This window comes from Stieleria tagensis (genome assembly GCF_024129865.1).
GTDB lineage: Bacteria > Planctomycetota > Planctomycetia > Pirellulales > Pirellulaceae > Stieleria > Stieleria tagensis.
Window position 1 is genome coordinate 20,775 of the sequence record NZ_JAMYFE010000102.1, and the last position, 25,757, is coordinate 46,531.

Annotated in this window: 21 protein-coding genes and 1 tRNA gene; 16 read left to right on the forward strand and 6 right to left on the reverse strand. The window is 56.4% G+C overall.

Features of this window, described 5'->3' with window-relative positions:
- Positions 1–66: 66 nt before the first annotated feature.
- Positions 67–1,392 carry a Gfo/Idh/MocA family protein gene (locus tag NHH03_RS22170; RefSeq protein ID WP_253159771.1) on the forward strand — a complete coding sequence of 442 codons (1,326 nt, stop codon included), beginning with the start codon at positions 67–69 and terminating at the stop codon, positions 1,390–1,392.
- On the forward strand, positions 1,392–2,546 hold the full coding sequence (locus tag NHH03_RS22175) for a Gfo/Idh/MocA family protein (RefSeq protein WP_253159773.1): 1,155 nt from the start codon (positions 1,392–1,394) through the stop codon (positions 2,544–2,546). The genes NHH03_RS22170 and NHH03_RS22175 overlap by 1 nt, the downstream gene beginning before the upstream one ends.
- Before the next feature lie 154 nt (positions 2,547–2,700).
- Here the strand turns inward: NHH03_RS22175 and NHH03_RS22180 are convergent, their stop codons facing one another.
- On the reverse strand, positions 2,701–4,818 hold the full coding sequence (locus NHH03_RS22180) for a sodium:solute symporter family protein (protein ID WP_253159775.1): 2,118 nt from the start codon (positions 4,816–4,818) through the stop codon (positions 2,701–2,703).
- Positions 4,819–5,309: 491 nt separating this feature from the next.
- Positions 5,310–6,584, reverse strand: coding sequence for a hypothetical protein (locus NHH03_RS22185; RefSeq protein WP_253159777.1), 1,275 nt, complete (start codon positions 6,582–6,584; stop codon positions 5,310–5,312).
- Between the two features lie 156 nt (positions 6,585–6,740).
- Here NHH03_RS22185 and NHH03_RS22190 point away from each other — a divergent pair, with 156 nt between their 5' ends.
- Both NHH03_RS22190 and NHH03_RS22195 read left to right on the forward strand, forming a co-directional pair.
- Positions 6,741–9,167 carry a S9 family peptidase gene (locus tag NHH03_RS22190; protein WP_253159779.1) on the forward strand — a complete coding sequence of 809 codons (2,427 nt, stop codon included), beginning with the start codon at positions 6,741–6,743 and terminating at the stop codon, positions 9,165–9,167.
- 82 nt (positions 9,168–9,249) lie between these two features.
- A complete protein-coding gene (locus NHH03_RS22195) occupies positions 9,250–10,194 on the forward strand; it encodes a DMT family transporter (protein WP_253159781.1) in 945 nt (314 codons plus the stop codon).
- Positions 10,195–10,197: 3 nt separating this feature from the next.
- On the opposite strand, the gene NHH03_RS22200 is transcribed toward NHH03_RS22195, so the two are convergent.
- Both NHH03_RS22200 and NHH03_RS22205 read right to left on the reverse strand, forming a co-directional pair.
- On the reverse strand, positions 10,198–11,985 hold the full coding sequence (locus tag NHH03_RS22200) for a DUF885 domain-containing protein (protein ID WP_253159783.1): 1,788 nt from the start codon (positions 11,983–11,985) through the stop codon (positions 10,198–10,200).
- Positions 11,986–12,024: 39 nt separating this feature from the next.
- Positions 12,025–12,774: an AraC family transcriptional regulator gene (locus NHH03_RS22205; RefSeq protein WP_253159785.1), complete on the reverse strand. Its 750-nt coding sequence runs from the start codon at positions 12,772–12,774 to the stop codon at positions 12,025–12,027.
- A gap of 129 nt (positions 12,775–12,903) precedes the next feature.
- Here NHH03_RS22205 and NHH03_RS22210 point away from each other — a divergent pair, with 129 nt between their 5' ends.
- Genes NHH03_RS22210 through NHH03_RS22220 form a run of 3 tightly spaced genes read left to right on the forward strand, consistent with a single transcriptional unit; the run spans position 12,904 to position 16,202 of the window.
- Positions 12,904–13,872, forward strand: coding sequence for a proline racemase family protein (locus NHH03_RS22210; protein WP_253159786.1), 969 nt, complete (start codon positions 12,904–12,906; stop codon positions 13,870–13,872).
- Positions 13,872–15,149 carry an NAD(P)/FAD-dependent oxidoreductase gene (locus NHH03_RS22215; protein WP_253159788.1) on the forward strand — a complete coding sequence of 426 codons (1,278 nt, stop codon included), beginning with the start codon at positions 13,872–13,874 and terminating at the stop codon, positions 15,147–15,149. Before NHH03_RS22210 ends, NHH03_RS22215 begins: the two co-directional genes overlap by 1 nt.
- Positions 15,150–15,209: 60 nt before the next feature.
- Positions 15,210–16,202, forward strand: coding sequence for a dihydrodipicolinate synthase family protein (locus NHH03_RS22220; RefSeq protein WP_253159790.1), 993 nt, complete (start codon positions 15,210–15,212; stop codon positions 16,200–16,202).
- Between the two features lie 29 nt (positions 16,203–16,231).
- Here the strand turns inward: NHH03_RS22220 and NHH03_RS22225 are convergent, their stop codons facing one another.
- Positions 16,232–16,993: a hypothetical protein gene (locus NHH03_RS22225; RefSeq protein WP_253159792.1), complete on the reverse strand. Its 762-nt coding sequence runs from the start codon at positions 16,991–16,993 to the stop codon at positions 16,232–16,234.
- 290 nt (positions 16,994–17,283) lie between these two features.
- Here NHH03_RS22225 and NHH03_RS22230 point away from each other — a divergent pair, with 290 nt between their 5' ends.
- Together NHH03_RS22230 and NHH03_RS22235 are read left to right on the forward strand one after the other, a co-directional pair.
- Positions 17,284–18,204, forward strand: coding sequence for an alpha/beta hydrolase (locus NHH03_RS22230; protein WP_253159795.1), 921 nt, complete (start codon positions 17,284–17,286; stop codon positions 18,202–18,204).
- Between the two features lie 135 nt (positions 18,205–18,339).
- Positions 18,340–19,569 carry a hypothetical protein gene (locus NHH03_RS22235; protein WP_253159797.1) on the forward strand — a complete coding sequence of 410 codons (1,230 nt, stop codon included), beginning with the start codon at positions 18,340–18,342 and terminating at the stop codon, positions 19,567–19,569.
- 79 nt (positions 19,570–19,648) lie between these two features.
- On the opposite strand, the gene NHH03_RS22240 is transcribed toward NHH03_RS22235, so the two are convergent.
- Positions 19,649–19,722, reverse strand: a tRNA-Arg gene (locus NHH03_RS22240).
- 230 nt (positions 19,723–19,952) lie between these two features.
- Here NHH03_RS22240 and NHH03_RS22245 point away from each other — a divergent pair.
- The 7 genes from NHH03_RS22245 to NHH03_RS22275 all read left to right on the forward strand — a co-directional run bounded on the left by NHH03_RS22245 (position 19,953) and on the right by NHH03_RS22275 (position 25,523).
- Positions 19,953–21,128, forward strand: a complete 1,176-nt coding sequence (locus NHH03_RS22245; RefSeq protein ID WP_253159799.1) for a tyrosine-type recombinase/integrase — start codon at positions 19,953–19,955, stop codon at positions 21,126–21,128.
- On the forward strand, positions 21,125–21,793 hold the full coding sequence (locus tag NHH03_RS22250) for a hypothetical protein (protein WP_253159801.1): 669 nt from the start codon (positions 21,125–21,127) through the stop codon (positions 21,791–21,793). Before NHH03_RS22245 ends, NHH03_RS22250 begins: the two co-directional genes overlap by 4 nt.
- A gap of 110 nt (positions 21,794–21,903) precedes the next feature.
- The gene (locus tag NHH03_RS22255) at positions 21,904–22,152 is read left to right on the forward strand and encodes a helix-turn-helix domain-containing protein (protein ID WP_253159803.1); all 249 of its coding nucleotides are present in this window, start codon (positions 21,904–21,906) and stop codon (positions 22,150–22,152) included.
- Between the two features lie 79 nt (positions 22,153–22,231).
- The gene (locus NHH03_RS22260) at positions 22,232–22,579 is read left to right on the forward strand and encodes a hypothetical protein (protein ID WP_253159805.1); all 348 of its coding nucleotides are present in this window, start codon (positions 22,232–22,234) and stop codon (positions 22,577–22,579) included.
- On the forward strand, positions 22,576–23,172 hold the full coding sequence (locus NHH03_RS22265) for a DUF3102 domain-containing protein (RefSeq protein WP_253159807.1): 597 nt from the start codon (positions 22,576–22,578) through the stop codon (positions 23,170–23,172). The genes NHH03_RS22260 and NHH03_RS22265 overlap by 4 nt, the downstream gene beginning before the upstream one ends.
- 85 nt (positions 23,173–23,257) lie before the next feature.
- On the forward strand, positions 23,258–23,470 hold the full coding sequence (locus NHH03_RS22270; protein WP_253159809.1) for a hypothetical protein: 213 nt from the start codon (positions 23,258–23,260) through the stop codon (positions 23,468–23,470).
- On the forward strand, positions 23,463–25,523 hold the full coding sequence (locus tag NHH03_RS22275; RefSeq protein ID WP_253159811.1) for a DnaB helicase C-terminal domain-containing protein: 2,061 nt from the start codon (positions 23,463–23,465) through the stop codon (positions 25,521–25,523). Before NHH03_RS22270 ends, NHH03_RS22275 begins: the two co-directional genes overlap by 8 nt.
- The last annotated feature ends 234 nt before the right edge of the window (positions 25,524–25,757 follow it).

Consider the following 25,757-nt stretch of genomic DNA (forward strand, 5'->3'; position numbering starts at 1 on the left):
GCATCTCACGATGCGGCCCAGTCATCAAAACCGTTTGCACTTTCATTGACCTCAGGAAACATTCCCATGAATCCGATAGACAACTCACAACGCGATCGACGCCTGTTTTTGCAAAGTGGTGCGGCAGCGCTCGCGGCCTATGGCCTGGCACAGTCGTCGTCGGCCGATGAAACGGATGCGGCGGTTGCCCCCTCTGCGACCGCGCCGTCGGAAAAGCTAACGATCGGCATCATGGGCACCGGCGGGCGCGGCGGGGCGATTATCAAAGGGATGCTCGCCAGCGGTCGAGTCGATATCGCGTATGCCTGCGACGTTGATCAGCGTGCCAGCGCACGGGCCGCCAAATCGATTGCTGATCAACAATCCTTGGAAACGAAAACGGTCACTGATTTCCGCCGCATCCTGGATGACCCCGCGGTCGACGCGTTGGTTTGTGCCGCTCCCAATCACTGGCATGCGCCGGCAACCATCTTGGGATGTGCCGCGGGCAAGCACGTGTATGTCGAGAAACCCTGCAGCCACACCGCGGCCGAAGGTGAGATGGCGGTCGCTGCGGCTCGCAAGCACGACCGAATCGTGCAGATGGGTAACCAACGCCGAAGCTGGCCGGGGCTTGTCGAAGCGATCGGCAAAGTGCATGCCGGCGAGATCGGCGACGTGCACTACGCACGTACTTGGTACAACAATCGCCGCGCTTCGATCGGTTTCGGAAAACAGGTCGATTCCCCAGCGGAATTCGATTGGGACCTGTGGCAAGGCCCGGTGACCCGACGCCCCTTCAAGGACAACCTGGTCCCCTACAACTGGCATTGGCACTGGCACTGGGGAAATGGCGAATTGGGCAACAACGGCATCCATGGCATCGACGTCGCGCGGTGGGGATTGCAAGTCGATTTCCCGACACGAGTCACAGCCGGCGGTGGCAAGTATCGCCATGAAGATGACCAGGAGACCCCGGACACGATGATGGTCACCTACGACTTCCCCGATAAAAAAACAATCACCTGGGAAGGCCTTAGCTGGTCACCGCTGGGGCCCTATGAAGACGGATTTGGGATCAGCATTCACGGCACCGACGGTACCATCGTGATCCGTGGTCCCGGGTACACCCAATATGACATGAAACGAAAACAGGTCGCGACCGGCACGGGGGCTGGAGGTGACCAGGATCACTTTGCCAACTTCATCGACTGTATTCGCGAGCACCGTCGTCCCAATTCCGATATCGAAGGCGGCCATCGGAGCACCCTGCTTTGCCATCTGGGCAACATCGCCTATCGAACCTCTAGCGTATTGAACACGGATCCTGCGAACGGACACATCATCGAAAATGACGCGGCCACTGCACTGTGGTCGCAGGACTATGCCAACGGCTGGGAGCCCGTCATCTAATGAGCATTCAACTTTCTAAACTGAATCGGCTGGCATACAAATGTTTTGCCATCGCCAAACCGACGGCGCTGTTCAATCAAATCGTGTTGGTGACCCTAGCCACTCTGATGGTCGGGCGACCCACTGCCGCGCAAGTCCCGGAGACAACCGATGCCCCGTCCCAATCCGCTACGGATACTCCGCTGCGGATTGGGCTGATCGGATTGGACACGTCCCATGCCACTGCGTTCACTCAGGCCTTCAATCAAGAACCGGCCGACCCGGAAATGATGAACTGCCGAGTGGTCGCAGCCTATCCCTACGGCAGCCGGAGCATCGAATCGAGCTACAGCCGTATCCCGGACTACACCGAGAAAGTCAAAGCGATGGGGGTTGAGATCGTTGATTCGATCGACGACCTGCTACCGCGGGTGGATAGTGTGTTGCTGGAAACCAATGACGGCACATTGCATTTGGACCAAGCCTTGCAGGTGTTGCTGGCCGGGAAACCGGTCTTCATCGATAAACCAACGGGCGCAAATTTGGCCGAGGTGGTGGCGATCTTTCGCGCCGCAAATCAGGCGGACGTGCCGATGTTTTCCAGTTCATCGCTGCGGTATTCAGCCGGTGCCCAAGCCATTCGCGCCGGCAAAGTCGGCGCGGTGCTGGGGTGCAATGCCTTCAGTCCCGCCGCAACCGAACCGTCGCATGTGGATCTCTTTTGGTACGGGATTCACGGTGTCGAATCGTTGTACACGTGCATGGGACGCGGTTGTGAAACCGTGCAGCACACGGCGACTGAGAATCGCGAATTGGCGGTCGGAACCTGGTCCGGCGGTCGCATCGGGACCTTTCATGGGATGCGCAATGGCAAAAAAGGATATGGCGGCACAGCGTTTGGTGAGAAAGGCATTGAACCCATCGGCACCTACGGTGGTTACAAGCCACTGGTCATTCAGATCGCCAAGTTCTTTCGCACTGGCGAGGTTCCGATTGATCCTCAAGAGACGATCGAGCTGTATGCATTCATGCAAGCCGCCTGGGAGAGCAAGCAACGCGGCGGCACACCCGTGACGATCGCCGAAGTGATGCAAGCCGCCGAATCGAAAGCGGATGAATTACTGGCAGACCGGTCAGTATTCGCAGCGGATGATTCATCAGCCGTCGAACGCTAGCTCACGGTTCCTTACAAGTCCCATTGCAACGTCCGCGGAACCGGACGCTAGCGCGTGCCGGCTGATTTGCGGAGAATGTTTTCTGACAGGTTCTTGTAGCACTGACCACCGATGAATTTGCGTCGATTGCTGGAAATGTCATGATCATCCGCGTCTAGGATCCGATCCCAGCGAGCCAGGCGAGCAACCCGACGATCACAAAGCAGACGGCCACGGACACCAGGAATCCGATCCAGTCCTTCGGCCGTGGCCGGGTGAATTCCCAATCGGATCGCGGGAACAAACGAATCGAATCGTATTGCGTCGGATCAGCAAAGGCGGCTTGTAACTTGGCTTGGTCGGCGCTGGGGTCCGCATCCACCTCGGTGTTCATTTTGGCATAGTAACGGTCGAGCGCCAGTTTGCTGTTGCGCGGTGTGATCAAACTGGCCAGCATCAACACGACAAATGGAAACAGCAATCGCGGCGGCAGTCGCAGTGTTTCCAACGTCGCCTTGCTAGCCGACGCCAGATCGATGCCCAGCCAGTGGTAGACGATGAAGTCGATATTGAACCAACCTTTTCCCGCCAGCGGGCCGGTATGACGCTGCACCAACAGATGCGTGTTTCCGGTCGTCGATTCCGAGAGGGTTTCATAGGTCGGCGTGCCGATCACTTCCACGCCCTCTTTCCAAAAGATCGCATTGCCACCGGTCTTCGTGACGACTTCGATGGGCTCTCCCAAGACAGCGTTAGGGGGTGCCGCCCCGGCATCGTCCGGTTCCTCCGCGGCCAACCGAGTCCAGGCTTCATAGCGGGCCACATCGGCCGCGGTTGCTGGACGAGTCGTCGTCCGGGTTTCGATGTTTGTGGTTTGGGTCCATGCGGGACTGGTGCGCAAGCTTTCGATATTGGTCAGCCCGATCGGCAACACAAAAAACAACAGGGCCGATGTTGCGATCGTGATCCATACTGCAGTGCGGTTTGCACGTCGCCAATACATTCCGATCCAAAACGGGGCCGCAAAGAGAATCGGCAACTCCATCGCCAGTTTGAATTGGCCAAACACGTCTGACATCTTCATCGCGACCACGCTGGCGCCGACGATGATCACCAAGCCGGTTACTCTGGCCACCCGCAAACAGGTTTGCTCGCTGGCGTCGGGGCTGATGTAGGCTGCAAAAACGTTTCTCACGACCAAACCCGAAGACACAATCATGTACGTGTCAGCCGAACTCATCATCGCAGCCAGCAAACAGGCCAGCATCAGACCGACCAGCCCCATGTTGAGTGGTCCTAGAATTTCACGTGCGGCGACGCCCCAAACTTGATCGGGGTCTTTGATGATTTCTGGGTTCCCCGCCAGCAACGCTAACGCGATCAATGCCGTCAGCGCCCAGCCGACGGTGCACAATCGTTTCAGAAAATTGCCGACGACCAGTCCGATACGGGCATCGTTTTCGTCTTTGGCCGAACCACCGCCGGTGGCGATAAAGTGAGGCTGGACAACGATTCCAATGATTGCCAATAGCGTCAGCGAGATGATGTACTGGATCGGGAATTCACCGGCGGCGGGCCCATCAAACAGTCCAAAATAATCTGCCGAAACTCGCTGGTGAAGGATCGTAAAACCATCGCTGATACCCTGCGTCGCCGGATCGCCGAACTCGGTCACCAATGCCCACAATCCATAGGGGATTAGCAACACGGACAACACGATGATGAAGATGCCTTGAATCAAATCGGTCCAATACGCCGCGGTCAATCCGCCTAACACTCCATAAGCAATGACGACCGCTGCGATGGTGGGAATCAACACCGTTTGTAATTCCATTCCCCAGATTTCATTGAAACCCATCAACGGTGCGGCAAATTTGGCGATCGCCGAGAACATCGTTGACAAGTAAAACATGTAGAACGTCAACGCAAACACGGTGTAGGCCGCGCCCAGAGCGCGAGATTCGTAGCGTTCGACGAACCAATCGCCGAGCGTCAGATGACGCATCCGCCGATACCAGACCGCCGTGATCCAGTAGATCGGGGTGACGAACAACCACATCAACGCCGACCAGACACCGCTTAACCCGCTGGTCCAAACCGTTCGGCCGACCGTTCCCGGTTCATGAGCGCCGGTGCCGGCTCCAAACGCCGCAAAGGTTTGCAACAACTTGCCAAACCCGCGGCCACCTAGGAAATAGTCTTCCTGTTTTTGCACACGCCGCATCGCCCAAATGCCGATCGCAATCATCGTGGCAAAGTACAAAAACAGAACGACGTAATCGATCGTTGACATGGTTTAGGTGGGCTAGTTGGAAGGGAGGGAGTTGCGGTTTTATCACAACCCGACGCGTCACGGGCCGTTGATCCAATCTTCGCAGATAAATTAGCGTGGCAATGGTAAACGCGACGCGTGAGTTTTGAAGCCAGCGCTTTCGCGTCAGGCATTGGTTTTTGGTAACCCGACGCGTCAGTTTTGAAGTTGCGTTTTTGCGTGGGGCATTGGTTTTTGGTAACCCGAAGCGTGAGCGAGGGATCCCGTTAACACCCTAAATCCCTCGCTCACGCTTCGGGTTACCGTAAAAGCGCAACTTCAAAACGCGTCAGCGAGGGATTCCGTCAACCGGCTAAATCCCTCGCTGACGCGTCGGGTTGCGCTAAACTACTTTCAAAACTAAGCGGACCGGCAAATTGCCACTTCGATCTCTTCACTCTCCCGCGGGGCGGGCGAGTGAATCGCAAAAGCGCAACTTCAAAATATGAAAAGGGAGACGCGATCTGCCGCCTCTACGGTTGCACCCCTGCAACACCGAGCGACCTGCCGAATCGATCGGCCAATTCTGCTTTTGATGCGCCGAAGTTTTGTTCCAAGGCTTCTTCGAGCGGAACTCCCAATTTGACATCGCGAAACAGTTGGCTGAATGCAATGGAATCTGACGTGACTAAGAAATTGACCAGTTGCCCGCTCAGCGGCCAACGCTCCTGTTCCAGTTTTGTCGCGTCGAGCAACCCTAGCAGCGAACCGGCGTTCTTGATTTGTCGGATCACGTCGGCACGCTGCGATTTCTGTCGCCTCTGGTCCGGGACGATCGCGAATTGAATCGTATTGGCGATTCCCATGTTGATCCAAGGAACGCCGCGGGCAGTTGAATGCAGTCGGTTTGCAAAACCCAGGCTGTATCCCCAACACAGTCCCCGGGCGACATTTTGATCTAACTTTTTTGCGATCGCCGTTTGGAGAAATCGTTTCGGTCCCGAACGCACTCCGGCGCGTCCGCCATGGTTTGGATTGTTCATCACCCGTTCTTCGAATTGGCCGAACAGAGCCGGGGAACTAAAGACGGCTAAAATCGCTTTGCCTCGCCAAACCGAGTCGCCCATTGGGATGCCAAACAAATGGTTCAACTGTTCGTTCATCGTATCGACGAAGCGACGCAACCCAGTTGTCGCAGCGGGCGGATAGTCTGTGAAAATCAAGGTGGATTCGGTTTCTTCGATTCGAAAGGAGGCGACGTCTTTTAGTTTGTTTGCGGCTTCTTCGAGAAATTGCCGATGTTCGGTTGTCGCTTCGACTTGTTCTTTATCGTCCAGTGATTCACGGATCGTGTTGCCCTCGGCCGCCAAGCGTGATTCCGCCGTTGCATCGGCCGCGGCAGCATTGATCACAAACAATTGCTGTGTGGGCGGAAAATAACGCAGCTGGTAGCGTTGGTTTTTGACCCAGAATGCATACAGGTCCGAGACCTTGACCGTGCTCGTGCGTCCCGTTTCGGACAGGTACTTCAGGAATTTCAGGCCATTCTGTTTTCGATCAAACTGCAATTCATCGACCGTGACTTTTACAATGAACCGTCCCGAACGCAATTTAATTGCCAACGGTTGGCCAGTCATGTTCTGGAGTTCGCTTTCCGACACCAGCCCGTCAAAACGGATGCCGTCGGGGGGCTGATTCGACGCCGCATCCGATCGGCCGGCACAGAGGATACCGACCGTCAACAAAGCCAAAACAATGATCGGATTTTTGTACCGGACAATCGATGGAGGCATTTTGGACGAGGGCATTTTTTCGTTGTTGAATCGGAGGGAATGAGGGGGAATCCGAATCGGCGGTTTGCAAACCAGGATACAGTGTGAGCCGCAGCGATGCGACAAAGTCTCGGATGTTGAGCTGCGACAACACCGATCAGCCCGCCAATTTTCCCGCCTTGAGCCTACCGCATGTCCTTTCACATTCTCGACAACCACTGGGCGTCAATGATCCGCAGTCATTCGATGCTGGGGTTGCTAATCGCCATCGCCAGTGTTGTGATTTCGCCAGCCTGCGCCGACGAACCCGCACCATTGACGTACACCGTCGAGCGGACGCAGGCCCATTCGGGATTTGATGGCCAGACCTGCTGGGTCCATGCCCGTGCCGGCGCGATTCCGGCTGGCGTCAGCGGCAACGATGCGGACACGCCGCTGGTGGTGATGACGATGCAAAAGCTTCTGCTGACCGGGTCCGATGTCTTCTATCGTCTGCACGGAACTCTCTCCAGCGACGATGGAGAATCTTGGACGACGCCGAAACCCTACGACTCGTTCGCCCGTCAAATCGTTGGTGATGATCCGGCGACGCTGCCGACCGGAGCATCGATTGCGCCGCAGTTGGTGCAACCCGGTGATGAAACGACGGTCTGTGATTTTGCACCGCAATGGCATGCAGCTAGTCAACGACTATTGGGCATCGGGCAAACGGTGTGGTATCACGAAAACCGTGTGATGCACGTTCGCCCCCGCGGCATCGCATACGCCGTTTATGATGCACCGAAGGGTCAATGGCTGCCCTGGAAAACGGTTCGGCTTCCGTCTGAACCGCGGTTTCAAGATGCCGGGTCGGGCAGCGTGCAGCGAGTCGACCTGCCCGGTGGTGATGTTCTTGTACCGTTCTACTGCAAAGTGCCGACCGAAAAACAGTATTCCACGGTCGTCTGTCGCTGCCGATTCGATGGCCAGACGCTGCACTATGTGGAACATGGTGAACCGCTCACGGTGCCGGTCAAACGCGGGCTCTATGAACCCTCATTGACTCAGTTCAAGGGGCGGTTTTATCTGACGATGCGGAACGATGATCATGCGTATGTCAGTACCAGTGACGATGGATTGAACTTTGACACGCCGCGTCGATGGACATTCGACGACGGTAGTGACTTGGGTAGCTACAACACCCAACAGCATTGGGTCACCCACAGTGATGGATTGTTTTTGGTCTATACCCGACGCGGTGCTAATAACGATCACGTCATGCGTCACCGCGCTCCATTGTTCATGGCCCAGGTCAATCCTGAAACGTTGCAAGTCCAACGTGAGAGTGAAACAGTGCTTGTGCCTCAGCGTGGCGCTCGGCTGGGCAACTTTGGTGTGGTCGATGTCTCGCCCGATGAAACATGGGTCACGGCAGCCGAGTGGATGCAACCCAGCGGGGTCAGTCGTCACGGCAGTGACAATAGCGTGTTCATTGCCAAATTACGCTGGAATCGGCCCAACGAATCACTGGCGGCTTCGACGCAGCATTCACCGATCAGCCCCGACCGCGGCGCCACACTGGACGCAAAACTGCAGCCCTACAGCATGCCGCCGGCAGGCCTGCGCGATGATCTGGGTGAGTATCGATCGCCGCTGCAATTCGCCGATGGATCGGTCGCCAAAACGCATCAGGACTGGCAGCGGCGACGTAGCGAAATCCTGGAGGATTGGCAGCGTTTACTCGGCGAGTGGCCGCCGCTGGTGAGCGATGCAAAACTGGAAATTTTAGATTCGCAGCGGCGTGAAAATTTCACGCAGCATCGCGTTCGATTCCAATGGATGCCCGATCAACAAACGATCGGGTACCTGCTGGTGCCGGCGGGCAGTGGACCGCATCCGGCGGTGGTGACTGTTTTTTACGAACCCGAAACGGCAATCGGTTTAGGCAAGCCTGAGCGAGATTTTGCCCTGCAATTGGCACGTCGAGGATTTGTGACGCTTTCGATCGGCACGACCGAAGCCAGCTTGAACAAGACCTATTCACTGTATTACCCCTCGATCGATGACGCCACCGTCGAGCCACTGTCCATGCTGGCCTATGCCGCCGCCAATGCCTGGCACGCGCTAGCGGGGCGTCCCGAGGTCGACCAGCAACGGATTGGAATTGTGGGGCATTCGTTCGGTGGAAAATGGGCGATGTTTGCGGCGTGTTTGTTTGATCGTTTCGCTTGTGCGGCTTGGTCGGACCCGGGCATCGTGTTCGATGCCAACCGCCCGAGTGTGAATTATTGGGAACCGTGGTATCTGGGCTATCACCCCAGGCCCTGGCGCCGGCGCGGATTGGTGACCGCTGAGAATCCGGCCCAAGGTCTGTACCCGCAATTGATTTCCAGCGGTCGCGACTTGCATGAGTTGCACGCGCTGATGGCTCCACGACCGTTTTTGGTCTCCGGCGGTTCGGAGGATCCGATCGAACGCTGGAAAGCCCTTAATCACAGTGTGGCTGTCAACCGGTTGCTAGGGAACGAGGGGCGTGTGCTGATGACAAATCGTCCCGACCACTCGCCGAATCCAGATTCGAACGCAATGATCTACGCTTTTCTGCAGCACCATCTCGCCGGTCCCTCGCGAACCCCATAGCCGGGGCGGATGTCGGGGTATTGGAATGAACTGCATTCCCGCGTCTTGTCACCGCCCCGCCAGAAACGCAGCCAGATTTCCGTTGAATCATTCCGACCATGCTCCCGCCGTTGCGGTTGAATCGACGACTGCTCCGGTCAGTCAGTTTACGTCGGGCGTGGTGCTGGCGATTGTGGGAACGTTTCTGTTTGCACTCAAGTCGATCTTTATCAAGCTGGCCTTTGCCGCTGGGGCCGAGCCGACATTGTTGCTGACTTTGCGATTGTATTTTGCATTGCCGTTTTACATTGCGGTGCTGTGGAAGATCCAAAGAGGCCAGAACAAGTCGCCGATGCGGTGGACGATGATCGCCCGAGCGTTTGGACTGGGGCTGCTCGGATATTACCTGGCGTCGTACTTGGACCTGACGGGGTTACAGTACATCACCGCGCAGCTCGAACGATTGACCCTGTTTACTTATCCGGCAATCGTCGCAGTTCTGGCGTGGTTGTTTTTGGGAGAACGACTGAATCGACGGATCATCGCTGCGATCGTGTTGTGCTACTGCGGCGTGATATTGATGTACAGCCAAGAACGATCGATGACCGGTGGCACGCATGTGGCGTGGGGCGTCTTTCTGGTGCTTGCGTCTGCGATCAGTTACTCGATGTACATCATCCTGGCCAAACCGACGATGCAGGTGATCGGCAGTGCCCGTTTCACGAGCCTGGCGATGATCGGATCAACGGTGTTCGTGGGCATTCATTTCGCTGCGACAGGGGGTGTTGATCAATTGGCTGATACCCCTTCGATCGTTTATCTGTACGGAATCATATTGGCGTTGGTTTGCACGCTACTGCCCAGTTTTATGATCAACGAGGCAATCATGCGAATCGGAGCCACGCGAACGGTGGTGATTGGATCGGTCGGCCCGGTGCTGACGATGGTGCTCGCGATCACGATCCTGCGCGAGCCTTCATCCGTTTACCATTTTCTGGGGATGTTCATCGCAATCATTGGCGTCAGTCTGGTGACCAGCAAAAAATGAGCGTTACTTGCGGGCGTCGCTGATGTATTGATCCACCTTGGCCTCTAGGACTGGCAATGGAATCGATCCGGAACTGAGAACACAGTCGTGAAATTGGCGGATGTCAAATTCATCCCCGAGTTCTTGTTCGGCACGGGCACGCAGTTTGCTGATGAACAATTCGCCCACCTTGTAGCCCAGTGCTTGTCCGGGCCAGCCGATGTAGCGATCGACTTCGGCCACAATGTTGTGCTGCGACAGCGCCGTGTTTTCATTCATGTAGTCGATCGCTTGTTGGCGGGTCCAGCCTTTAGCATGAATTCCGGTGTCGACAACCAGGCGACTTGCGCGCCAGGCTTCCATGCTCAACCGGCCGAATTCCTGGTAGGGGTCTTTGTAGAACCCCAATTCGCCGCCCAATTTTTCGCTGTACAACGCCCAGCCTTCGATAAAGGCTGTGAAGTTGCTTTGCTTTCGAATCGGATGCAGTCCCTCCAGTTCGGCTTGCAGAGCCAATTGCAAATGGTGTCCGGGAACGGCTTCGTGAAACGAAAGCGCCTGCAATTGGTACAGTGGTCTGGCAGAAAGGTTGTAGGTGTTGATGTAATAAAAACCGCCGCGTGAACCATCGGTTGCGGGCGGCCAATAGTAGGCCGACGTGGTTTGCGGCGCGACGTAGGCGGGGACTTCACGGATTCCGTAGGGCGTGCGTGGCAGTTTGCCGAACAGCGTCGGTAGTCGTCCGTCAACGCGTTTGAGGATATAGGAAGCTTCTTTGAGCAATTGTTCCGGAGTCTCTGCATAGAATTTGGGATCCGTCCGCAGGTGCTGTAAGAACGCTTTTAGATCGCCGTCGAATTCCACTCGCTGGCGAATCGCGTCCATCTGTTTACGGATCCTTGCGTTCTCTTGGATACCGGTTTGATGCAGTTCTTCCGGCGTCATTTCCAGTGTCGTGAACTTGAGGATCTGCTGCTGATACAGTTCACGGCCATTGGGCAGCGCGCGCGCCGCAATGCTGCCACGACAGGCCGGCACGTAGGTTTGGCGCAAATAATTGGCGAACTTTTGATAGGCCGGTACGACACTCGTTTCAATCGCCTGAATCAACTCGGGGCGAATCCGTTTCCAATCGTTTTCGTCCAGTTTGGCGATCGATTCTTCCGCGAGATTCTTCATCAGCAGCGACTGCTCTGGGTCCTCGACCACATGGGCTTCGGCCTGGCTGACACTGTCGCGCATAATGATCGCCGGTTGCACCAGCCCGGCGTCGATGCCGCCTTGTAGCAATGCGATTTGTTCATCGACAAAGCGAGGGAAATCATTCAGCCGCGCAATGTAGTTTTCAAACCCGCCCACCGAACTCGGGTTCATCAATCGAGGCAATTCGGGAAAACTGATGTGAAAGCCTTCGCGATTGTTTATCGGCATCAGGTGCATCGACAATTGATAGTCGCTGCGATCGGTTTCCAGTTTGCGTCGCAGCAGATCGGCATCGACTTGGTCCTCCCTATCGAGTTGATCCACATCGATTTTGTCGAGCGCATCGAGGAATTGACCACGTTGTTTGTCACGCCGCTCAAGGTCGCTTAGCGAATTGTGTGACAAGCGATCTTGTCCGCGCGGATCGCCGACATCGGTCGCCAGCAACGGGAACTCATTGAGTTCAAATTCCCAAACCTGGTCCATCAGCTCACGCAGTGCGGGATCCGATGGTTGCGTGGTCGCCGGGTTGGTCGCCGCGATAGCAACCGCGGGGGCAGACCCAGAAATCGAGACGGCAACGACAATGGCAAGGATTCGTGGGAGCATGACTGGCAGGGGCACTTCGAATGATGGATTGAGACTGGTCTATCCCCGATATTTTCCCGGCGAGACACCAAAGGTGCGACGGAATTGACGCGTGAACGCGCTTTGGTCCGAGTAGCCGACATCCAGGGCGATCGACAGGATGGGATCCCGCGTCTGTCGTAGCTTGGTCGCTGCGGCGCCCATTCGCAACTGCAGAATCAGTTGGGAAGGCGACACGCCGTACACTTCACGACATCGGCGGTCGAGTTGATAGTTCGACATGCCAACCTGTTTGGCGAACGCATTCACTCGCAGCGGTTGGTCCAAATGCGTCTTGGCGTGTTCGATCAGTTGTGCCAATCGATTCAAATCGCTGGCATCATCGCCGGGGGATTGAAGATCCCGCGACATCCCGACTAGGCCGATCACGTTTCCCTGTGGATCCGACAAGGGTAGTTTTGTCGTCAAACACCATCCGCTGCTGTGCGCGGTGTAGGGATGGCGCTCGAGTTCATTGACCAAGGGGGCCCGGGAACGGATCAGGGCCAGGTCCTGTTCCAAAAAACGGGCGCCGGTCGCATCGTCGAATAGGTCGCTGGCGTTTTTTCCGATCAGTTCCGATTTCTTTTTTTTTCCACAACGTTTGACCAACGTTTCGTTGACGACCACGTACCGACCCGCATCGTCTTTGACAAAATAGACGATGTCCGAGAGGTGATCGAATAGCGATTCACTGAGAAACGGATCGGTCAGTCGGGCGGCGAACGCCGACCGCAAATCCACCGGATTGAATTCATCATTTGTGCGCAAATTGAGATCCCGCTGGGCTCACGATGTCAATCAAACATGCCTACCGCCAAGCATAATACCAGCCGTCACTCGAATCGTCGCCGGACTGATTCGTTGGCCTTCTCCGCTTTTTGACGACTCGCTGCGAAAATGAAATCGTTTCCCGTCTTAGACACGCATACCGGCGGCGAGATCACTCGCATCGTCTCGGCAGCCGAGATCGGCCTGGATGCCGACTCGCCGGCACGGCAACTGGTCCGGCTGCGCGGGGAACTTGATTGGGTGCGAATTGCGTTGACCAGTGAACCACGTGGTTCGGCTTATGCCGTCGGAGCGATCGTGACCTCGCCGGTCGCCCCCGAGGACGATTGGGGGATCGTGTTTTTCAACAACGTCGGATACCTGGGAATGTGTGGGCACGGATTGTTTGGTGTGATCGAAGCGCTTCGGTATCAAGGGTTGATCAACACCGGGACCACCCAGTTCATCACACCCGCAGGCCCCGTCACCGCGTCGTTGTTCCCCAACCACAGTGCCCAATTCAATGGTGTGACCAGCTATTGTTATCGACGCGATGTGACGGTGGACTGTGACGATGGATCGCGGGTCCGTGGCGACATCGCTTATGGTGGCAACTGGTTTTTCTTGACGGCTGATCCCGGCGTTGGTCAAACCAGTCTTGGTCAATTGACGGCCCGCACTCAGATGATTCGTGACAGTCTGGATCGCAGTGGCATTGGAGGTGCCGACGGCGCGGTCATTGATCATGTCGAACTTTATTGCCCCCTGCATCCGACCGACAACGATCTATCGCCCGCCGACGAACTGCCACAAGGTTCGCGGAACTTTGTGCTTTGTCCCGGCGGCCACTATGATCGATCTCCCTGTGGCACCGGCACATCGGCCAAACTGGCTTGCCTCGCTGCGCGGGGTGAATTGGCGCCCGGTGAAAAATGGATCCAACAGTCGGTCACCGGCAGCCAATTCATCGCGTCGTATCAACCGGTCGCCGGCGGTGTGCGGGTCACGATTCGTGGACGCGCCCATGTGATCGCAGAAACGATGCAATACTTTGATCCAACAGATCCGCTACGACATGGTTTTACGGAGTCGACGTGATGGGGCATTCTTCCAGTCAGATCGTTGTCGGCGGCGGGATTGTCGGTTGTTGGACCGCCTGGCATTTAGCCAAGCGTGGCTGCCAAGTCACTGTGCTGGAACGCGACCAAATCGGCAGCGGTGCATCATCCGGTAACTGCGGATTTATCTGTCCCGGTCACGTTCATCCACTGTGTGCCCCGGGGGCAATCTCCAGTGGCATGCGGACGATGGCCAGATGGGGTGGCGCCCTGTCGATCCCGCCCCGCTGGGATCCAACGCTGTGGCGCTGGCTGGTCCAGTTTTCTCGCCACTGCAATCAACAGGATTTTGTTCACGCCTCACGGGCTCGCCACGCGCTGCTGCACTCCTCGCGGACGCAGTACCGACAGTTCGCATCGCAGCATGGTTCCGCGTTTCAGTGGCAATTCCAAGGATTGTTGTTGGTCTATCAATCCAAGCAAGATTTTGAATCGTATGAACGCCATGCGAGTGAACTGGCCCAGGATTTTGATGTCGAAGTCGACCGATACGATGGCGACGAAGTCAGCCAACTTGAACCCAGTTTGCGCGACGGGCTTGCCGGTGGTTGGCACTTTCCCAACGATGCCCACCTGTCGCCGCAGGGCCTGTTGGACGAACTGTGTCGACAGATCGAGCAAATGGGTGGACAGATTCGCCCGCAAACAGAAATCACAAAATTGGAATTCAACGCTTCGACATTGACGGCCGTGCAATCCGCGACCGGAGAACGTTTTAGCGCGGACGGATTTGTATTCACCACCGGTGCCGAAGCCGGATACTTTGCCGATCAACTTGGATGTCGTCTGCCCGTGATCCCCGGCAAAGGCTATTCGGTGACCATCGACCACGCGCCGGTGGTGCCCAAGATTCCAATGATCTTTGAATCGGATCATGTTGCCGTGACCCCGCTGGGGAGTTCGTTGCGGATTGGTTCGACGATGCAATTGACCGGTTTCAGTCGCAGTATCCCAGCCAAACGCATCGAGTTGTTGAAACGATCGGCACGGGAGCATCTGAAACCATCGCAATCGGGTTCACCCCCGCAACAAGATTGCCAAGAAAAACGGTGGTCCGGATGGCGGCCGATGATGCCCGACGACATCCCCTGCATCGGACCGGCACCGCGTGCCGGCAATGCGATGATTGCTGCTGGAAATGGCATGATCGGCATGGCATCCGGTCCAGCCACCGGCCAACTGACATGCGAATTGGCGTTGGGACTGACCCCGCATTTGGATCCGACACCCTATCGAGTCGATCGCTTTGATCGCTGACCGCCGGCAGCGGCCACACGTTTTCATTTCATCTTCTGAAACCCCGTCCTACAGCAAACCATGACTGCAACGACCGAATCCAACACCCGTATTGACGACCGCGTTTTTCGTGGCTGTTTGCCCGCGATCATGACTCCGATCGGTGACGACGGACGCCCCGATTTTGACGCCATGGTGCGTCACGCAACGGATTTGGTCCAGGTCGGTATGACCGGTGTGGTGTATTGTGGATCGATGGGCGACTGGCCGTTGTTGAGCGATGCGCAGCGTCGGGAAGGTGTGGGGCGTTTGGTCGACGCAGGGATCAAAGTGGTGGTCGGAACCGGATCGCAAAGTCCACGCACCGCGGTCGAACATGCTTCGCATGCCGCGGAAATTGGCGCCGCCGGATTGATGATCATCCCACGCTTGCTGTCACGTGGAATCTCCGAAGCCGCCCAAGCCGATCACTTTGCCGCAGTGCTGGCCGCCGCACCTGGATTGCCATCAGTGATCTACAACAGCCCCTATTACGGCTATCAAACCAAAGCCGGCTTGTACCAGCGACTGCGGCAGTCCCATTCCAACTTAGTCGGTTTCAAAGAATTTGGTGGCGCAGCCTCACTGAGCTATGCCGCCGAACACATCACTTCGGCAGCCGACGGCGGCATGTTGCTGGTCGGTGTCGACACACAGGTCTACTACGGATTTGTTCGTTGCGGCGCCCAGGGAGCGATCACCGGAATTGGAAACTGTCTGCCGCGCGAAGTGCTGCAGTTGGTTTCGCTGTGTCGCCGCGCCGCCGCAGGAGATTGCCAGGCCAGGCAGTATGCGCAAGAGTTGGACGAAGCGCTAGCGGTGTTGTCAAAGTATGACGAAGGCCCCGATCTGACCTTGTACTATCGGTTGATCGCCGCCCAAACGATCGATCCGATCTATGCCCGCCCGGCTTTGGAAACCGATCGGCTAAGCCCATCACAACACCGCTTCGCGCTCGACCAGTTACAGCTGTTTCAAGCTTGGTACAAAGACTGGCCGGGACGCGAATCACAGACGGTGGAAGCACAAGGTTGAGTCCCACACGCCGTCGACCAGCGCGGCGACTAGCGACGTGAGCGACGACGAACCAACGGCAACAATGCGATGCAGGCGAAACTTAGTATGGTCGTGGGTTCGGGAACCGTGTTCACGATCATTGAGGTTGATGCCAAGACATTGGAGGTGCCTTTCTCATAGGCCGTCAGTTGGAACGTGTAAGTTCCATTTTGGTTGGCGTTGAATGGGAAACTGCCGTCGTCAAAGAACTCCATGTTCCAGGAGTTTTGCGCCAGGTTGTTGTCAGCGATTAAATCTTTGTAATCATCATCATCGTCGGCGATATCACCATCGCCGTTGGCTGTTGAGTTATTGCCAATGGCATGGTCGGCAAGGGATACATTGATTGGGTCGAAACTCTGAAAGTTTGTTCCTGCACTGGGATCAAAATCGATATCGAGCAGGTAGTCGTACGCATTCAGATTTCCACCGCTGCCATCAAAGCTCGAATTGATCGACCATTCGAAACTCCACTTCGCGGTGCTCGATGAACCGGGAGCGAATCCAAATCCGCCAACTTCCGGCTGACCGGACTGGAACGTGTAAGTATCGATGCCGTCGTAGTTGAACGTGTTTTGCGGCTGACCGGTGGCGTCGAATCGGACTTTGCCACGCAGTCCCAATTCAATTCCGTTGCTTCGGTCGAGGGTCCAACTGCCGTTGCTCACACCATCCCCAAAAATCACAGCGTTGGTCACTTCGCCAGCGCAAAGTGACGTGGCGGTCGCGCCAAACGCCAGAAAAACGATCGCAAGAACTAGTTTCTTCACTACCTTCTCCATTCCAATAAACTGGTTGCAAAACGGTTCCCAGACTGTCAAACCGTCTACAACAGCACGGCTTGCCCGGGGGAGGGAGGAAGGATACACCCTCTCAATGGAGCTGAACAGAAGTCCACGACACGGAATCGCCCTATCTCTGTTATTTGCCCCGATTTGCCTAGAAGTCCGTCCGCCGGCGAGCGTCGATACACTGATGAATCGCCTTGCTGCAACTGTCACCCGCAAACGGTGAACGATGCTTTTCGCGATTCCCACCTCCCTCGCTGGCTTTCCCCGACATGCGAAATCAACGAATTCTGAGTTCCCGGCTGTGTCTTGTGCCGATCCTGGTGCTGATCTTTGGTTTGAATCAAGACCTGTTGGCTGCCGATGCGGCGGAGATCCAAGTTCAGCGTGACTTGGTCTTTGCCGAAGTCGACGGGCAGAAACTAAAGTTGGATCTGTACCTGCCAACCGAACACAAGCGACCGCCGTTGGTGGTCTGGATTCACGGCGGCGGATGGCGCGCCGGTTCGAAAAACAAGGCATCGATCAAAGCGATTGTGCCGCAGGGCTATGCGTTGGCGAGTATCAGCTACCGCTTCACCGACAAGGCGATCTTTCCGGCTCAGATCTTCGATTGCAAAGCCGCGATTCGCTGGCTGCGAGCCAATGCCGATCGCTATGGATACTCCGCGGACTGGATCGCGGTTGCCGGCAGTTCCGCTGGTGGCCATTTGGCGTTGCTGGCGGGTGTCAGTGGTGATGTCGGTTCACTGGAGGGAACTGTGGGCGGAAACTTGGACCAATCGTCGCGAGTCCAAGCGATCATCGACTACTTTGGCCCCTCGGATTTTGTGCTCCGCGGCAAGACCCAACCGTCGCGGGCCTACACCGACGTGTCCGGCAGTTTTGCGCTGCTGGGCGGACAATCCGGAAGCAAGCTTGATTCCAAAATCGAACGTGATGCCAGTCCATCCCACTATGTTTCTGCTGATGATCCGCCGCTGTTGATCTTTCACGGCCAGCAAGATCAAGTCGTTCTGATGGATCAAAGCGAACGGATCAAGCAATGTTACGACGACGCCGGTTTACCCAGCCAATTGGTGGTGCTTGAAGCTGCAGGTCACGGCGGCGGCGTCTTTTTTCGCGGCCAGCCCCTAAAATCGCTGATCGAATTTCTCGACCAGCAACGCCCTCAAACGGCTGGGGCTCGCTGAGACTCGCAGCGCTGGTGATACAGCTTTCTTCTCAGACCCCGCGCCCTCCCTCGGCGGCCTTTGTGCCAAGAATCGTACGCGTTGCCTGCTCACGGGCCAGCGAACTTAATCTTTGTCAAACAGAACGATTCTCAAATGCCAAAACCCACCCGGAAGAAGTCGTTTTTTAAACGCATCGTCATCAGTTGCCTGGCCGTCCTGGTTTTCGTTTGCATTGCAGTTGCCTACGTCCGTTGGCAAGCCGCTCAAGCGTTGGCAGCCCAATTGGAACCGCTGCGCAGTGCTGGTAAGCCGCTGACGATTCTTGAACTTCAACCGCCAGCTGTCGCCGACGATCAAAATGCCTTTGCCGCTCTTCAAGGCCGGCAAGATGCGTTGCAGCAATATGAGAGTCTGTTGGCGCAGTCGACCAACAACATAGAAGATGAATCCGAGCTGCGAGCCGCCAAGATCAGTGTGGCCAGAGAGATGTCAAAAAAGTTCCCGAACTTGGTTGATCAGCTGCGGGAATCGGCCAGCCTGACTCACTATCAACTGCCGCTTGACTACAACGTCTCACCCACCGCGTTCCAATCGCAACTTCTGCCGCATCTTGGTCAGCCGCGATTGATCGCCCGGGTGCTGTACAACCATGCCTTGATGTCGCTGGCCGATGGCAAGCCGGATGATGCGGCACGCGACGCCATCGCAATCAATCAGTGGAGTCGGCACGTCGGCAATCAGCCGTTGCTGGTCTCCGGTTTGGTCGGCTTGGCGGTGCGAGGCATTGCCGCAGAGTTGGCTGCCGAAGTGCTGTATGCCGGCGGCAGCGAAATGGAGCTGCGACAGCAGATGATCAACCAAATCGGTGATGAATCGGGCCTGTTATCGGGTTACATCAAAACACTCGATGGCGAACGCGCGTTCGGGATTGCTTCGTACCAAGCAATTGATAGCCTGCTCCGGCGCGGTCAACGCATGATGGAGGACCAGCAACAGTACCTCGCGGCGATTGAGAACTTTCAGACCTTAGCTGGCGAGCCCAGTGGAATCGCACCCCACTCCACCCGGCCGCCGCTGGGAATGGCCGCGCTGGTCGTTCCGGCGTTGGAATCCAGTTTGAGCGCGGTCCGCAGCCAACAAGCAAGATCCCGAGCCCTGCAGATCCTAGCCGCCTGGCAAGACCAAGGTGGCGAGCAAGACCAAGACGTCCTACAGATGGGGCTTCCGCCAGCGATCACAACCGACCCTTTCAACGGCGAATCGATGAAGACCCGCCCGATCAATGAAACCATCAGTGTCTATTCCGTCGGCAACGATGGAGTAGACGACGGAGGAAACGTCATCGATGGGGTGGATGTCGGCATCACCGCGCCACCGAAGTGACCGAATTCAAAGTCCCCCCTCAAGCGGTCGCAAGTTGGTGTGGAGGATTGATCCGACTGGAGGACACACCGTCACCCAGCACCCCCGGCAGGATTCGAACCTGCGACCTGCTCGTTAGGAATGAGCTGCTCTATCCAGCTGAGCTACGGGAGCGACGTTATTTTTTTCATTGGTATACCCGTCCGGTAGACCCGCCACCCGGAAAACAGGTAGCATGAAAGGACTTCGCCGGTCGTGGGGACCGGCAAAGCCCGCACATCACTCGAAAGTAAGGTTCGAGCAATGCTCCCGAAGTTTATCTGGCTGGCTCTCTGTCGGCAATGTCCGCGATCGCACGGGTATACCGGGTATACCGAAACCTCACGCCGGCGTGAGGTTCTGCGATGAGCGTCAAGAGAGGAACCACCAAACCCAAGAAGCCGCACGCTGACTTTCCCCTAACGCCGAACGGCTGCGGCCAATGGTCGAAGAAGATCAAGGGCAAGGTTTACTACTTCGGCGCGTGGGATGACCCTGACGCGGCACTGCGGCGATACTTGGCCGAAAAAGATTCGCTCCTAGCCGGCGTGCAGCCGACGAAGGCGAACGGCACCGGAACTGTTGGCTGGCTCTGTAATACGTTCATGAACGCCAAGGAGCAACAGGTAAAAGATGGCGATTTGTCCCAGCGAACGCTGAACAACTACCACTTAGCCTGCAAGGCAATTGCGGCACACTTCGGAAAAGGGCGACCGCTCAACACGCTGGGGCCGGCGGACTTCGCGAACATGCGAGCAAAATTCCCCAAGAACTGGGGCCCTGTCTCAGTCAACACTCGGATCACATCTGTTTCCGCTGTTTTTAAGTATGCCTACGACAGCGGCGCTGTGCCGAATCGAATCAATCTCGGCTTGAACTTCAAACGGGTAAGCCAAAAACGATTGCGACTTCATGCTGCGGAAAAGCCATCGAAGTATTTCACCGCTGCCGAAGTTCACCAGCTGATCGATGCGTCTCCAGTTCAGCTCAAAGCAATGATCTTGCTTTGCCTAAATGCTGGTTATGGTCCGGCGGATTGTGGCAGGCTTCGGATCAGTGACATCGACTTCAAACGAAACTGGATTTCCGGCTTACGTGAAAAAACCGCCATCGCTCGCGCGGCGTGGCTCTGGCCTGAGACGATGTCGGCCATCAACAAAGCAATTCAATCACGCCCATCGCCTCGTCGCGACGAGTGGTCCGACTTGGTTTTCGTCACTCGAAACCGCAAGCCATGGCATCTTGATGGCGATAAAAGCTACCCCATTCAGCAGGCATTCAAAAAAGCCGCTGAGACCGCTGGGGTTTATCGAAAGGGTGTCGGCATCTATGCAATGCGGCATGTTCTCGAGACGGAAGGCGGCACCGATCAAGTGGCGATCAATCACGTCATGGGGCACATTGATCCGTCGATGGCCGGCACCTATCGTGAATCGGTTGACGGCAAGCGAATTAAGCAAGTCTGTCAACGTGTCCGCAAGTGGTTCCAAGCCGGCAAGCCGAAAGCCAAAAGCACCGCCAAGAAACGGGGTGCGAAATGAGCGAGTACTGCCCAGTCAGAAACGGCGTGAAACCGATCGCCGGAGATCTAGAACATTTCGCTAATTTAGACGGTATTGAGATTATCGAGCTATGCCGCTCGGAACGCTATGACGGTCTTTGCAGCAGGCTTACATGCTCAGCGACCACCCATTCTTTTATTCGGTACGACATCAATGGAGGTTCAGCATTTGACCAGAGCCGCAACCTCTTTGACCTTTTGATTGAGTGGCTGATGTTCAACCATCGTGCCGAGGTTGCTCGCCAGTTGCGAACTGATTTTTCGGAGCTGCGACAAGCTGTATTTCTTTGGGAAGATGAGGCACGAACAAAACTAGCGACTCTTGAAACCGACAAGATTAACGCACCCAACATCCGAGGTAATCTTGAATGGTTGCTGGGTCAACCAATGCACCGTTGGTACGCGGAGATCCACCAACTTGCAACCGAGCTACTAAAGTTCCTTCGACACCTGGAAACTTCACTAACGGCAGCGACTAGCGAAACGATCGACACCTACACGGCAAAAGCCTTGTTGGGTACGAAATCAAACGCATCTTTACAGCGATGGGCCAAGGCGGCAGGCGTGCAATCTGTCAGCCGGGGATGCTGGAAACGCGATGACATCGAGCGGATTCGGGCCATCCGTGAAACCTCGAACGACTAGTTAGTTTCACTCGTTTCACGGTTTGAAAAACACGCTGGAACCGCGAATCGCAATCGATAACCTGACGAAAGCCAGTGGTAATCAACCGCAAACTTTCGAGAGGTTTTCTTATGCGTGATCTGCAATTGCACACCGTCGATGAGGTGGCCGACATCCTTCGGACCCATCGCGAAACCGTCCGCCAATGGATTGTCGCCGGCGAACTGGAGGGTACGCCAATGGGACGCGGCAAGGTTCGTCGCAAGTGGCTTGTGAGCGACGAAGCACTGCGGAAGTTCGTCCAGTATCGCACCGAGGCGGCACAGCCGGGACCGAAGCGAAAGCCGGCACCCCAGGCGTCCGGCAAGCAATGGGTCTAAATGCACAACGCCCAACCATGGCGAAATGGCTGGGCGTCGCGACTTTCTTTTTACAACTCCACGGACACGGAGCACTTCTATGTTAGCGAATTCCCATCAAGCAGACCAGCCAAATCTATTTGATTCCGGGGGCGCGGCAAAAGCCACCAAGGCTGCGGCCTACGCCGACGCCAAACCGAAGATGCCAGAACGTAGGCAGCAGGCACTCGAGCTACTGGCCAACGCCGGCGATGACGGGCTGACCCGTCACCAGCTAGCCGACGAAATGGACATTCCGTTGTCATCGGCCTGCCCGCTCGCACTGCAAATCTTGCGGGCCCAATTGGCGGTTGAGACCGGTGAAAAACGGCTGACACCGATGGGGAAACCCGCTGCAGTGTTTGTGATCACGCCGGCCGGTCGCGATGAACTGGGGGCGGGCCAATGAACCAACAGCTATCACTCGAAACGCTCGCTGTTCAAATCAATGAGCAGCACTCCCAAGCGACCAACCACGCCAGGACGGCGATTGAGCATGCCAGGCACGCCGGTGAGCTACTGATCGAGGCCAAGGCGAGCGTCCCTCATGGCCAATGGCTGGAATGGCTTAGGAAAAATTGTTCTGTATCGGGCCGACAGGCACAGCGATACATGAAGGTTGCCGCCAACTGGGAACGGATCAGCAAATGCGACGCGGCGTCGTTTTTGACAATTGATCAGTCGATCCGGCATGCACCAGCTGCCGACCAGGATCAGGTTTACCGCACTGACAAACTCTTTGCCGAAGCCCAGCAATTCGCGGATGAGCTTGATTCGAAAATCGACTCTGCGGAAACGATTGACGAGCTATCCTTGCTGCTGGAACTGGCGGAAAGAACGTCTCTCAGTATCGCCGCAACTCGAATCGACATTGAATCAGGGGCCGGGCGTTATCTCAACTCACTGACGCCCGCAGAACGACGCTTTGTCTTGACGGCCATCGATCAAGACACCGGCTATACCAAAGCCGACTGGGAACGTGTGCGGAGGGCAAATCGATGAATGGATTCGAGCCCCTTGTTTTGGCGTTCATCGCCGCCGTCAGTGAGTTCGGTCTGCACTGGATCCTGCGATGGAGGGCCGTTCAATGAACGAAACCTACCTGATCGTAGACGTCCGCAATGGTGGCATCGATGGCTACTACTTCTCCCTGGATGACGCCCAGCGGATCCGACGCTACGCAGCGTCAGAGGTTGGTCACGATGACCTAATTGTGGTTCGCGTCACGGGCGACCGCTGCCCGCCGATTGGTGACCGGTGCTTTCTTTCCAACAGAATTGGAGGGTTGAGCAATGAGTGAACAGCAATCAACAGACGTTGCCGAGTTCCTGCGGGCTTTGCACCCTGATGGTGTGTTCGAGATTCGCGCTCCGCAGTGCCCAGATCGGCCAGACGGTACGTACAAGCGAACTGTTGCTGGATACTTCGATGATCACGATGCAGCGGCAAAATGCGTGCAGCAAATCGAGGGCTGCCAGCCGGCGGGCATTTATGTTTCATTGAATCCGATCGACGATTCGCTGCTGGCTGTAACCGACAACGCACTCGATTGGTCGGCTAAATCGACGGCCAAGGATGCTGACATTGCCTGCCGCAGTTGGCTGTTCATTGACATCGACGCCCAGAGACGCTCAGGCATCTCATCTACTGACGCCGAACTTTATGCGACTCAGTTGTTGAGTTTCGAGCTAGCCGACTACCTGAGTGGTCTCGGCTGGCCCGCCCCGCTGTCAGGCATGAGCGGAAACGGTTCTTATCTGTTGTACAGAATTGATCTACCAAACGACGACGAATCGACAGGACTGATTCATACCGTCCTGCGGGCACTTGCGGCGAGATTCGACACAGATGACGCTCACGTCGACACAGGGACAGCGAACCCTAGCCGCATCATCAAACTGTTAGGCACCGTGGCCCGAAAGGGGGCGGACTTTCAGCCCGAAAGCCGACCGCAGGCAGAGCACCGACCACACCGGCAGAGCTGGTTTAAATCTCCCGCTGGCGAGATCGACACAGCCGGATTGGATCAACTGCAAGCTGTGGCGGCAGAATGGGTTCCCGAGCAACCGCCGACAAAGCCAGAAAAGCCATCGGGCGGGCTGCGAATGCCAAAACCGATGAAAGACGGCGACTATGAATCAGCGGCACGCCGCGCGATGGAGAAAGTGTCGGAAGGTTGCCAAGGTGAATCTAACGGCGACGGATCGAGCGTGTTGGTGAAGCTCTGCCGCCAGGTAAAGCGATTCGGATTTGATGGCGACGACGGGGTTCGGTTTGTTCAGAATCATCTTGTCAACTATCCGCTTGGCAAGGATTGGACGAAGGACGAGATTGCAAAGCGAATCGCCGATGCGAAAGTTAAACCGGGGGAAGCGTGCAACGACTCGCCGCCGTGGGAACCGTCAGGCGAAAGAACGGCCCAGCCGAAGCCCTCGAAGGATGACCGACCTGACCAGGTTGAAGTTCTAGACAACGGTGCCGATGTTTTTGATCGGGTGGCCGACGACTTGCTCGAGGGCAAAGCCGACAACCTTTTCGACTGTGGTGATGCGTTCCCGATGCTCGAGGTTGGACCCGGGCTGCTGACGATCATCGGTGCACCACCGGGAGCTGGAAAATCAGCGATGGCAATGCAAGTGTTGTATGACGCAATCGCGAATCATACCCAACTGCACGCTGTTGTTGCATCGCTCGAGATGGGCGCGGCGACCCTCATCAAACGCAAACTGGCGGCACTGCTGGGCTGTGGGTTCAACGCAGTCAGGTTCAACAATCTGACCGATTACCAGCGGCAACAGGTCAAAAACCAGCACGGGTTCCGCGACAGCCTAAAACGCATCGGGTTCCTGAAGCAGGATCACAGCGGACTAGGCGACCTGGAAGCCATGCTGGCGAACTCTCAGCGACCGGGACTGTTGCTGCTTGATTATGTCCAACTGTTCGGATCCGCCGACGCGAACGCCCAGGACCGTGGCGCTCAAACGATGGCGACCGCTAGGCGGTTCTGTGAGGCCGGTTGGGCGGTGATCGCAGTATCTGCGGTCAATCGGGCGTCCTACGCCGCTGGCGGCATGGGAGCGTTCAGAGACACGTCAGGCATCGAGTACAGCGGAACGTCGGCCTACCTGCTTGAAGAAGCCGAGGACCACACCGGCGACAGGCCATCGATCCGTGAAATGAAACTGCGGTGCATCAAGAATCGCAACGGACCCTTGCAAAGCTTGGACTTGCTATTCAACGGGCCGCAAATGCTGTTCAGTCCCAGGGAACCAGTGAGCGAATACGAGGGCGCATTTGATTCGTACAACGCCGGCACCGAGGCCGACGAACCAGCATGGATGGCAGGCAAATGACAAAACGCAAATCCGACATGAGATGGGAGTCGGGCCGACACATTCACGACATCGTGTTGCCATCGCTTGAGACCAACTCACAGGCGTCTGTGTTGATGTTCTGCTGGTTTCATGCCAGAGGGCAACACTGCACGTTCAACGCGACATCAAAGCAGGTAGGCGATTCACTGAACCTTTCTAGCCGACAGGTGAGGCGAATTTTCAGCCAATTGGAGGCCGGTGGAGTTATCCAAA